Origin of the sequence: Azoarcus taiwanensis (assembly GCF_012910885.1) — a bacterium.
GTDB classification, from domain to species: Bacteria; Pseudomonadota; Gammaproteobacteria; order Burkholderiales; family Rhodocyclaceae; genus Azoarcus_F; species Azoarcus_F taiwanensis.
Genome location: NZ_WTVM01000125.1, coordinates 1 through 11,759 on the forward strand (window position 1 = coordinate 1; position 11,759 = coordinate 11,759).

The following is an 11,759-nucleotide window of genomic DNA, read 5'->3' on the forward strand; positions in this document are numbered from 1 at the left end:
AGTTCAACGAACTGGAGGTGATGCCCAAGGAACGCGAGCTGATCGAGATCTGCAAGCAGGAGAAGGCAGAAGGTCGCAAGGCCCTGGTCTATTCGGTCTACACCGGCACGCGCGACACCACGTCGCGTTTGAAGGTGCTGCTAGAGCATGAAGGCTTCAAGGTGGCGGTGTTGCGCGCAAGCGTGGATGCCTCCTGCCGGGAAGACTGGATCGCCGAGCAGCTGGACCGAGGCATCGATGTGCTCATCACCAACCCCGAGCTGGTAAAAACCGGCCTGTACTTGCTGGAGTTCCCGACGATCGTGTTCCTCCAGTCGGGCTACAACGTGTATTCGCTTCAGCAGGCCGCACGGCGCTCATGGCGCATCGGCCAGAAGCAGCCGGTGCGCGTGATCTACCTCGGCTACGCCAACTCCTCGCAGATGACCTGCCTGGGGTTGATGGCCAAGAAGATCATGGTGTCGCAATCCACCTCGGGCGACGTGCCTGAATCGGGACTGGATGTCCTGAACCAGGATGGCGATTCGGTGGAGGTGGCGCTGGCGCGGCAGTTGATGCGCTGAGCGCTTCATGATCTTCGCGGCCCCTTCGGGGGCCGTTTCATCATGGCAACGCACGACCTTCGTTGCCAAGACGTTTCGCTCTTTCGGCATACGTGAAACTGCGCAGCAGCGCTTCCAGTGGTCCCCGGCCAGAACGCTGGGCAATCACCCCGACGACGGTCATCGCGGCGAGCGCGACGGCGATGCCCAAGGGGATCATTCCGGCCTGCCCCACCCTGCCGAACAGGCCCAGCCCATACCCGCCGAACAGCAGGCCCGCCAGGACCCCCTGCAGTACATACGTGGACAGTGAGTTGCGCCCCGCCAGCAACAGGACGCGGGGCAGCGCAAAGCGTTCTGCCCAGGCGACCAACATCAGCAGATAGACGGCCGAGAGCATCGGCCCACCGATGCCGATCGCCGCAAAACCTGCAAGGGCGAACCATTCATGCTCCGGCGGCACGATCCATGCCATCGTCGCGGCGTAGTAGAGGTTCAACGGAATGCCTACCACCAGCAGCCAGGGAAGCCATCGGCCGAGTCGCTGCCTGCCGATGCTGGCGCGATGGAAGAAGCCGGTCTTGGCCGCGGCCAGCCCGGCGGCAAAGGCGCCGAAGGCGAGTGGTCCCTGGAAGAGCAGCAGGAAACCAAAGGTTGCAGGCCACTCCGCCCAACGCGTTCGTGTGGCCTCCAGGTAGCTGCCTGAGAGCCCGGCGCCTCCGACGATCTCGTCGGGCAACAGGAGAGCGAGCACGGTCAGCGACAGGAGCCCCACCGGCACCATGGCCTGGGCGACACGCATCAGCGTCCCTGCCTCCAGGTGACGCAATGGCCAGACCAGTAAACCGAGCACGGCGTACAGCAACAGGATGTCGCCGTTGAACACGAGCACCGCATGCAGTCCGCCCAGGACTGCGAGGCCGAGCAGGCGGCGCCCGTAACGCCAGCCAAACGCCGCGCTCGCCTGCGCCGCCGACAGCGCTTGCTGGTGCAGCCCCCAGCCGAAGAGGAACGAGAACAGGAGGAAGAACTTGGCCTGGAAGAACGCTTCGACGAAGAAGGCCCCCATCCGGTCGATCGGATGTTCCGCCGGCACAAAGCTCGCCTCGATGGGAAGCCCCATGAATGGCAGGTTCACGACACAGATTCCGACGAGGGCACCGGCCCGGACGACATCGACCGCTTGGCTGCGGTCATCTCCTGGCCGATCCAAAGAACGTGAGTCCACGTGAGCAAGGGGCGTTTGCGGTTCCCTGATAATCTCGCGTTGAGCACGCGCTCAACAATATTGAGCAACTGCTCAATATTGTCAAGTGATCGGAGGAAGGGATGACCACGGCGAAGGCCTCGGAACGACAGGCACAGTTGATTGACGCAGTGATCGAGGTGATGCTGGAGATCGGACTGGCCGCCGCCACGACCCGGGCCGTGGCACACCGCGCGGAGGTGGGGGCCGGCCTGATCAACCACTACTTCCGCTGGCCCGAGTTGCGCGCAACGGGGTGGAAGAAGCTCTTCGAGACCGTGGCGCGCGACCAGTTCGGCCAGGACATGCCGCCCGAGCAAGCCCTGGAGCGCTATTTCGCGAACGCGTTCTCCGTCACGGCGCGCCCGTACTGGAAACTCTGGATCGAAGCGACGGACATCGCCGCCACCGATGCGGCCATGGCCGTCGCGCTGCGCGAGGTGCAGGCGCTCATGCAGGCGGGACTGGCCGCACTGCTTCGCGCCGGTTGTACGACCCGGAAGTGGCAGTTGCCCGATCCGGCGGCATCGGCGCTGCGGATCGGAGCGCTTTACGACGGACTCGCTGGCATGCTGATCTCGGGAGCGACCCCGATCGCGCCGGCTGACGCAGAGGCACATCTGAGGCGAGCATTCGAGTTGGAGTGCGGCGTACGGAAGTAGTGGCACGAACTGGTATAGGGCACACCCGGTCGTCGCGCCAGGAATACCGACAGGCGGGGTGCGGCACGGACCGCCGGTTCCACCCCGGCGTTGCTCGCATCATTCGCCGCAAGCACCGGGGCGGCCTGCCAACGGACGACATCCGTAACCCGGGCCGGCACGCTCTGGCACCCCCACGCATTCGCGGTCCAGGCAATGGTGAATCTCCACGGTCAGGTGGTCCACGCCCGCTATCCCAGCCAGAAGCTGACGATAGTGGGTTACTGGCTGCGGATGGTGGGTCACCAGGGAAAGGATGCAGGCGCGGCTGCCCTGCCCCACCCGCCACAGGTGGAGGTCCGCCACCTCGTGGTCCGGCTGGGCCTCGATGATTTTCTGCACCTGCGCCGCCACATCGCTGTGATCCTCGGCGTCCAGCAGCACGCGTGCGCTGGCGCCGGCCAGGTCCCAGGCCCAGCGTCCGACGACCGCCGCGCCCACCAATCCCATCAGCGGATCCAGGAATCCCCAGCCGAACAGCATGCCGCCGCCCAGTGCAATGATGGCCAGTACAGAGGTCAGGGCGTCGGCCAGTACATGCAGATACGCGGCCTTGAGGTTGTGATCCGTGTGCCCGTGGTCATGCCCATGGCTATGACCGTGGTGATCGTCATGGTGATGGTCGTCCCTCAACAGCCAGGCACTGACCAGGTTGACCGCCAGCCCCAGCGTCGCCACCCACATCGCCTCGCCGAAGTGGATGGCCACCGGCTGCATCAGCCGCTCCGCCGACTCCCAGGCCATCCAGAGCGCGCCGCCCCCCAGCAGCAGCGCGTTCGTGTAACCGGCCAGCGGCGCGACCTTGCCGGTGCCAAAGGTGAAGCGCGCATTGCCGGCGTGGGTTCGTGCGAAACGGTAGGCGAAGACGGACAACCCCAGCGCGGCGGCGTGACCGGCCATATGCCAGCCATCGGCGAGGAGTGCCATGGAGCCGGTCAGCCATCCTGCCCCCAGTTCGAACAGCATGGTGATGAAGGTCAGGCCGACCACCCAGAGCGTGCGCCGCTCCGCTCGACGTTCGGATGCTGCGCCGAAGTCGTGATGGTGTTGCCAGAATCGAAGGTCATGGGTCGCCATGCGGGTCTCCCTGTCGAATCAGAAACCCTAAGCGCGAACACTCGTGACGAACTCCCCGTATCGGCAGCGGAATTGCCCCGATCGGAATCATCCTTTGCCCCCCTATTGCTGACCGCCCCGCCGTTCCAGCGCGAAAGCAACGGCCGCACGGAGAATCCTGATCGGGGCAAACCCCGCCCTGATTCGGGGAGCGACCGTTCTGGTAATGCGTATTATTCGCATCTAGCCAAGGAAGCTGTCGGTCATTTCACGAGATCAAGGGACGTCGTATGCAAGCGAGCAGGGGGAAGGGAATGGCAAGGGGAGCCGCAATGCTCCTCCTCGCCGGGCAGATGCTGGGGCCCGGCCCGGTCATCGCCGAAGGGTCATCCAAGGGTGGCGCGGAAGCGGACGAGATCTACCAGCTCGAAGCGGTAACGGTTACGGCGGAGAAACGCCCCGAGGCGTTGCAGGACGTACCAGCCAGCATCACCGCGGTGACCGGCGACCAGATCGACGATGCCGGCATCCAGAGCATCACCGAGATCGCCAACCAGGTGCCGAACCTCCACATCTCCACCTGGGGCGGCAGGCGCAACAGCCACGTCTTCATGCGCGGGGTGGGCGCCACCTACGGCGAGCCGGCGGTGGGTTTCTACGTCGATGGCGTCGGCTACACCAGTGACGGGATGTTCGACATGGACCTCTTCGATGTGGAGCGCGTCGAGGTCCTGCGCGGCCCGCAAGGGACGCTCTACGGACGGAACGCCCTCGCCGGCGTGATCAACATCGTCACCCGGCAACCCACGAACGAGACCGAGGCACGCGTGAGCGCGGGCGCCGGAAACTTCGGCCAGCGCGAACTCAAGGGCAGCCTGCGCACCCCGCTCGTGGAGGACAAGCTGTTTCTCGGCTTGTCGGCGTCCGCAACCCGGCGCGATGGGTATGTCGACAACACCCACCTTGGCGAAAAAGCGGACGACCGCGACGACCAGAGCCTGCGTGCCAACCTGCGCTGGACACCGACCGCCGACCTCGACGCCACCTTGTCGCTGGATGCTGAACGGTTCCGGGGCGGCGCCTACCCGCTGGGTCCGTTGCAGGAGATACGCGATCACCCGGACCGCGTGCGCAATGACTTCGCCGGCCACGACAACCGCGACGCCTTCGGAAGCTCCCTCAGCCTGAACTGTAACGCCCCCGGCGTGCGGGTGACCTCCATCACCGGCTGGCGCGACTGGGAGAACGACGGGGTCGGTGATACCGATGGCTCGCCTCTGGATATCGTTCAGGAGAACACCCAGGAGGATTGGAAACAACTGACCCAGGAGCTGCGGCTGGCATCCCCCGAAACGGAGAGCGCGCTGCGCTGGATGGCCGGCCTCTATTACTACCAGGAAGACACCGGCATCGTGACGCGATCCAGGTTTGGCAGCGACGCGGTCGCCATGGGGTTTGTCCCTGCCCCCATGGATAGCGTACTGGACGCCAACAAGGACGATCAGGGGTACGCCCTGTTCGGCCAACTGGATTACCGCATCACCGACCACGTCACCCTTACCGCCGGCCTGCGTCGCGACCATGACAAGCGCCGCGTAAGGATGCACACCCGCATGGAAATGGGAGGCACCCCGGTTCCGGGCAGCGAGGGTGACCTGAACGACCGCCGCGTCTTCAAAGAATGGCTGCCGAAGATCGCGCTCGCCTACAAGCCTGACGCAAACATCCTCTGGTACGCCAACGCCGCCAAGGGATACCGGGCCGGCGGCTTCAACACCTTGATGAACGTGGATCCGGCCGACGCCAACTTCGATCCCGAGCACAGCATCAACTACGAGGCGGGGCTCAAGTGGTCCGGATGGCAGAAGCGGCTGTCGTTCAACCTGGCCCTGTTTCGCGTCAACCTGACCGACCAGCAAGTCATCCAGTTGACGCCGAGCATCGGCAGCGTGGTTCGCAACGCAGGCGAGTCCCACAGCCAGGGGCTGGAAGCCGAGCTGGTCCTGCGTCCCGCCCCCGGCTGGGACGTCAACGCTGGCTACAGCTACACCGACGCCCGGTTCGATAAGTACCGCGACGATGTGCGCGGCGCCGACTATGCCGGCAACCGCGTGCCCCTCGTGCCGAGACAGATGTTCAACCTGGCGGTACAGAACCGCCGGCCCATCGGCGCCTCCGCCGTGCTGTTCTCCCGCCTCGAGCTGCAGCGCATCGGTGACTTCCACTGGGACACGGCCAACACCCTGAAGCAGGGCGCCTACAACCTGGTCAACCTGCGACTCGGCGTGGAGGGCGACAACTGGGAGGCGTACCTCTGGGGCAAGAACCTGCTGGACGAGGGCTATGCCGAGTTCGCCTACGACTTCCCCGGGCTCGGCCCGCGCGCGCAGGCCGGGCGGCCGCGCACCTTCGGCGTGACCGTCAGCGCCCGCTTCTGACGCGGTCAAGGAGAACGTCATGCGAGGGAAATACGCAGTCATCGGCTCGCTCTACCTCACCCAGGGGCTGCCCTTCGGCCTCGCCATGATCGCCATGCCAGCGATCCTGCGCCAGGCCGGGCACCCCGTGGAGAGCCTGGGGATCTTCGCGCTTGTCATGCTGCCGTGGGCCTTCAAGCTCCTCTGGGGTCCGCTGGTCGACAATCATGGGCTGGCCCGCTTCGGCCACCGGCGCAGCTGGATCGTGCCGCTGCAAGTCGCCACCGCGGCGGGTTTCGCCGCCCTCGCCCATCTCCCCCCGGAGAGCACGCCGATAGTGGGCTTCGCCGCGGCGCTGGTACTGATCAACCTGCTCTGCGCCACCCAGGACATCGCCACCGACGGCTACGCGGTCGAACAGCTCGCCCGTGAGCAGCACGCCTTCGGCAACAGCCTGCAGATCGGCGGCTTCTGCCTGGGCATGCTGCTCGGCGGTAGCGGCGTGCTCATCGTCGTCGAGCATCTGGGTTGGGCGGCGGCGATGGCGGGGCTGGGAATCGTGACGGGCCTGCTGACGCTCCCCGTTCTCCTGCGGTCCGAGGGCGTGGCCACGCCGCCCCCAGGCGGGGAGAGAGCCGAGCCGAAACGGGCATCGCTGCGCGCGCTCCTCCGGCGCCCCGGAATCTGGGTTTTACTGGCCGTCGCAGGACTCTTCAAGGCCGGCAGCGCCGGCGGCGAGGCGCTGCTGCACCCCTACCTCGTCGACGCCGGCTACGGCCTCGACGTGGTCGGCATGATCTCCGGCACCGCCTTGATCGGCCTGGGCACGGTGTTCGCGTTTCTGGGTGGCGCCGTCACCACGCGACTCGGGGCAGAGCGGACCCTGGTGACCTTCGTGGCGCTCTCCGCGCTCGGCATGGGCGCGCTCGCGATCCTGGCCGCCATCGGCCAGACCGACCTCCCCCAGTTCCTCCCCGCCCTGCTGCTCGAGAACATCAGCATCAACATCGCCTACGTCGCCGCCTTCGTCCTCTTCATGCGGTGGTCATCGAAGGAACAGGCGGGCACCGACTTCACCGCCTTCCAGTGCGTCGAAGCGATCGGCAACATCGTCGCCATCGGCGTGGCGACTCACCTCGCCGGCCAACTCGGCTACGGCGCCGCCTTCGCCTTCACCGCCCTTGCCGGCCTCGCCGTCGCGCTGTTCCTGCGCACGGTCCTGACCGAATCCGCCGCCCGCCGCCTCGACGTGATTCCCGAAGCATCCGCCACCGGCGAGTGAATGGAGCCCCCCATGCACGAACAAGCCCCTCGGCTCACCACCTCGTTGCTTGAGAACTACGCTGCCATCGCAGCGGCCCATGGCGACGACTGGCATATTCAGGTCATCGCGCTGCTGATATCCCTCGGCTGCGCGGTGGCCGGCTACGCCACCTTCTGGCTTGGGCGACGAGAGCCACCCCCCAGGCGCCTCTGCGGTGTCCTGTACTGGATCAGCCTGTTGACCTCGGTGATCTGGTACGTGATGCCCTTTCTGCCGCAACCGCGCTTTCCGTCGCTGCCCGAAGGGATCCAGCAGACCTCGGCCATCGGCCTCGCGGTCGGCCTGATCGGACTTGCCATGGCCCTGTTCTACGGGGTTCAGGCGCTGCGCACCGTCCGCTCGAACCAGACCGCCACCGGCGCCGGCATGCACGACTTTCTGACCCCTTCCACGCTGCTTACCGACGGGCCGTACGGGCGCGTCCGGCACCCGATGTTCCTGGGCGACTTCCTCGCCCATCTCGGCGTCTGCCTCGCCACCGGCGCGCTGTTCACCACACTCCTGCTGCCGCTCTACTTCGCCATCAGCGCGGGCTTCAACCTCGCCGAGGAGCGATGGGTGCTGCGACCGCGCTTCGGCCAGACGTTCCAGGACTACCGGGCAGCGGTCCCGTTTGCGGTCACTCCGCGAACGGCGGCCGTTCTGGCGCTCGGCGCCCTGCTGTTCGTCATCGGAGCGCTCGCCGTGCCGCCGCTGCCGCTTTCGGGCTGACACCCGGGTCCTTCCAGCCAGGCTTTGATTCGTCAAGGAAACACCATGAACCGACCAGAATCCATCCCGACCATCTCCCGTCACGGTGTCGCCACCCTGCCGCAAATGCTGGAGCGGACCGCGTCGCTGTTTCCCGACAGGGGCATCATCCATGTCTCACCACTCGACGGCACAGAGGATCTGCAGACCTACGCCGAGCTTCGAGACGAGTCGCGCATGGTGGCGCGCCTGCTGCTGGCGAAGGGCTGGCGGCCGGGAGACTTGTGCCTGTTCGTCCTGAGCGATTCGCGTGCCTTCGTCACGCTGTTCTGGGGCTGCCAACTGGCCGGGGTCGTCCCGGCGCCCCTGGCGCCCCTGCAGGGCAACCAGGCGGACTCGCTGGAAGCGGACAAGATCCGCCACGTGGCCAGCATGCTTCGTCGACCGATCCTGTTCGAAAGCCGTGACGACAAGCGCGCCCGCACCCTGCAGGCGCTGGCCACCGAGGCCGAGGTTCCCCTGCTCTACGCCGACGAGCTGCTGGTCGAGGCCACCCTCGGCCTCCACGCCGACCAGGAACTGCCCGCCGTCACCGAGACCGACCTGGTCGTCGTGCAGTACTCCTCCGGCAGCACCGGCATGCCGAAAGGGGTGGAGCTGACCCACCGCAATCTGCTCGCCAACATCGAGGCCCAGATCACCTTCACCCGGGCCGAGCCCGACGACGTGCTGATCAGCTGGCTGCCCTATTTCCACGACTTTGGCCTGTTCTGGAGCCACCTGTCCGCCCTCTATCACGGCATGAAGCAGGTACGCATGGACCCGGCGCACTTCGCCCGGCGTCCCATGCTCTGGCTGGAGAAGGCGCAATCACATGGCGCCACCCTGACCAACACCACGCCCACCGCGCTCGACCACCTGATCGCCAATATCGAGCTGAAGTTGCAGCGCGGCCCACTGACCGGACTCGACCTGTCCGCACTGCGGTCGATCCTGATCGGCGCGGAGATGATCAACGCCAGCGCCTGCCGCCGCTTGGTCGAGCTGCTCGCCCCCCATGGCCTGGGCGACCAGCCCTTCGTCACCGGCTACGGCCTGACCGAGACCACGGTGGTGGCGACCGCGGTGCCCTGCGGAACGCCGCTGATCAGCCGACGCATCGACCGCCGCGCGATGACCGACGACAGGCTCGCCGTCGCGGCTCCCGCCGAAGCCGCCGACGCCACCGAGTTCACCTCCGTGGGCCCGGCCGTGGCGTTCTGCGCGGTCCGGGTAGTGGACGAACAGCGCAACGAGCTGCCGCGCGACCACATCGGCGTGATCGAGATCGCTGGCGAGAACGTGACCCGGGGCTATTACCGCAACCCCGAGGCAACGCGGCAGGCGCTGCGCGACGACTGGCTCGACAGCGGCGACATGGGCTTCATTGACGAGGACGGCCACCTCTACATCACGGGTCGCGCCAAGGAGCTGATCATCGTCAATGGCCACAACTACTACCCCTACGACCTGGAGCGGATCGCCCTGCGCGCCCCCGACGCCTCGCGCGTGCTCAAGCACGTCACCATCTGCGGCTATTGGCATCCCGGCCGCAGTCGGGACGAGATCGCCCTGTTCTACGTGCCCACCCGGTTGCCCGAAGCCGAGGTCGAGCTGACGCTGGCGCGCATCAACGCCCGCATCGCCGACTATGCCGGCTTTGCGCTGGATCGCGTGGTGGAGCTGACCAACCGCGACATACCCCGCACCTCCAGCGGCAAGGTGATGCGTCGTGTCCTGAGCGACCGCTTGCTCGCGGGGAGCCATGCGGATCGTCCCGCGCCCAGCGACGCGGACGCGCGCTCCGGGCGGGAGGACACGGCGCAGGAGCCACCCGCCTCGCCCGAGGCGATCCGCGCCGCGCTTGCCGAGCTATGGCAAGCGGTCCTGAAGCTGGACGGGCGTCGCTTCACCGACGACGACCACCTGTTCCACCTGGGCAGCGACTCGATCAAGGCGGCCCTGCTCCAGGGGCGCCTGGAGGAGCTGTTCCAACTGCGGCTGGAATCCAACTTCCCCTACCTGCGGCCCACCTTCGGCGAACAGGCCGCCTACTTCATCGACCGGGATCGCAGCGTGGTGTCGCCCGCCAATGAGATGGAGACGATCCTGCACACGGTGGTCGCCGACACCCTGGAGACCACGCCCGAAGAGGTCGGCGTCACCCACCCGCTGTTGCGCCTGTGCGACGACCTCCAGCGCATGACGGAGCTGCTGTCCGAGGTGCGCCGTGTGTTCGAGCTGCCGCCCGACGCCGCCATTGGCGGCAACACCATCCGGGAGATGGCCGCGAACCTGTCCCGACAGCTCGAGCTGGGGCGACCTGAGAAGCAGCACCGTCCGTTTCCCCTGATGAACTTCCAGGAGACCCTCTACTTCCATCTGAAGGGTTTCGTCCGCAACGAGCCGTCCCGCCTGAGCTGCTTCATCTTCATCGACCTGGTCCTGGAAGGTGAGATCGAGGCGGAGCGGCTAGCGCACGCCTTCAACCGAGCCATCGCCGAACATCCCGTGCTGAGGGCCATCATCGACGAGAGCGGCGAGCGGCCTCACATGCAGGTGCTGGAACACGTCCAACCCTTCACCCTGGCCACGGCCGACCTGCGCGGCCTCACATCGCCGGAGCAGGAGCAGCGGCTGACCGCGCGGGGGCGCGAGCTCAACGATATCCGCTTCAATGTCGCCCGCTGGCCGCTGTTCCTGTGCGAACTGTATCGCGTCGGCGATCACGAGCACCGTCTGCTCTTCCACATCGACCACCTCCTGGTGGACGGCTTCAGCTTCATGCATCTGCTCGAAGCCGTGCTGGTCCACTACGATCGCGAGGCGGCCGGCCTTCCCGCGCGGGCGCGGCCGGACGGCGCGCTCGAGTTTCGCGACTATGTGCTGATTGAACGCTTCCGCCAGCGCACCCGCAGCTACGAGCGCGACATGGCCTTCCAGATGGACGTCTTCACGGACCTGCCACCGAAGGCCACCCTGCCGTTCAAACGCGACCCCGCCAGCATCGACCCGGTCTTGTTCGACACCCACTACCAGATGCTCAACGCAGCCACCGTCGATAACCTGAACCGGATCGCCCGTTCGCAGGGTGTCAGCCTCAACTCACTGCTGCTGGCCGCCTGGTTCAAGCTGGTCAACCTCTGGTCGAACCAGGGCGACCTGGTCATCAACATGCCGGTGTTCAACCGCGAGCAGTACTTCACCGGCGCCCGCGCCGTGATGGGCAGCTTCATCGACATCTTCCCGGTACGCATCCACACCGCCTTCGCCGAGCCGCTGATGGCGATCGCCCTCAAGGTGGAACGCTTCACGCGGGAACTGATGCGCTCGCCGGTCTCCTCCATCGACCTCTCGCGCCGCCTGGCCGAGCGCGATGGCGCCGCCGCCGCGTCGATGAGCAACCTGATCTTCTCCAACTCCATCGGCGTGTACGGCGGCGAGTTCCGCCAGCTGAAAGGCGTCAAGGTCAGCCGCCCCCGCTTCCGCACCGGCGCGCCAGGCACCTTCATCGACCTCGTGCTGTACGACTACGAGGGCGAGACCTGCATCAACTGGAACTACATGCGCGACCTGATGGATCAGGGTTTCATCGAAACCCTGGCACACCAGTTCGGCCACCTGCTGGACGACCTCTGCGCCGCCGACACCGCCAACGCCCTGGAGACGCCCTTCACCGGAGAGGGGTTGATGCTCCCGCACCATTGGGACCGGCTCGAGCGGCTGGTGGCCCCACCCACCCCC

General features: G+C 66.4%; 8 protein-coding genes. 6 read left to right on the forward strand and 2 right to left on the reverse strand.

Annotated elements, in window-relative coordinates; genetic code table 11:
• A partial coding sequence (locus GPA21_RS16120; RefSeq protein ID WP_281355958.1) for a helicase-related protein occupies positions 1-563 on the forward strand: 563 nt, incomplete at its 5' end.
• A gap of 40 nt (positions 564-603) precedes the next feature.
• On the opposite strand, the gene GPA21_RS16125 is transcribed toward GPA21_RS16120, so the two are convergent.
• Positions 604-1,680 carry a DUF418 domain-containing protein gene (locus tag GPA21_RS16125; protein WP_168989154.1) on the reverse strand — a complete coding sequence of 359 codons (1,077 nt, stop codon included), beginning with the start codon at positions 1,678-1,680 and terminating at the stop codon, positions 604-606.
• A 191-nt stretch (positions 1,681-1,871) separates the two neighbouring features.
• Between GPA21_RS16125 and GPA21_RS16130 the strand changes: the two genes are divergently transcribed.
• Positions 1,872-2,450, forward strand: a complete 579-nt coding sequence (locus tag GPA21_RS16130) for a TetR family transcriptional regulator C-terminal domain-containing protein (protein WP_168989155.1) — start codon at positions 1,872-1,874, stop codon at positions 2,448-2,450.
• 99 nt (positions 2,451-2,549) lie between these two features.
• Here the strand turns inward: GPA21_RS16130 and dmeF are convergent, their stop codons facing one another.
• Positions 2,550-3,566, reverse strand: coding sequence for a CDF family Co(II)/Ni(II) efflux transporter DmeF (gene dmeF, locus GPA21_RS16135; protein WP_168989156.1), 1,017 nt, complete (start codon positions 3,564-3,566; stop codon positions 2,550-2,552).
• 311 nt (positions 3,567-3,877) lie between these two features.
• Between dmeF and GPA21_RS16140 the strand changes: the two genes are divergently transcribed.
• The 4 genes from GPA21_RS16140 to GPA21_RS16155 form a co-directional block, all read left to right on the forward strand.
• Positions 3,878-5,983 (forward strand): TonB-dependent receptor, encoded by a 2,106-nt coding sequence (locus GPA21_RS16140; RefSeq protein WP_168989157.1) that lies wholly within the window; start codon positions 3,878-3,880, stop codon positions 5,981-5,983.
• Between the two features lie 19 nt (positions 5,984-6,002).
• Positions 6,003-7,244 (forward strand): MFS transporter, encoded by a 1,242-nt coding sequence (locus GPA21_RS16145; RefSeq protein WP_168989158.1) that lies wholly within the window; start codon positions 6,003-6,005, stop codon positions 7,242-7,244.
• Positions 7,245-7,256: 12 nt separating this feature from the next.
• Entirely contained in the window at positions 7,257-7,997 is a 741-nt protein-coding gene (locus tag GPA21_RS16150; protein ID WP_168989159.1) for a methyltransferase family protein, read from the forward strand.
• Between the two features lie 45 nt (positions 7,998-8,042).
• Positions 8,043-11,759, forward strand: a 3,717-nt coding sequence (locus GPA21_RS16155) for an AMP-binding protein (RefSeq protein ID WP_168989160.1), incomplete at its 3' end; no start/stop codon positions are given.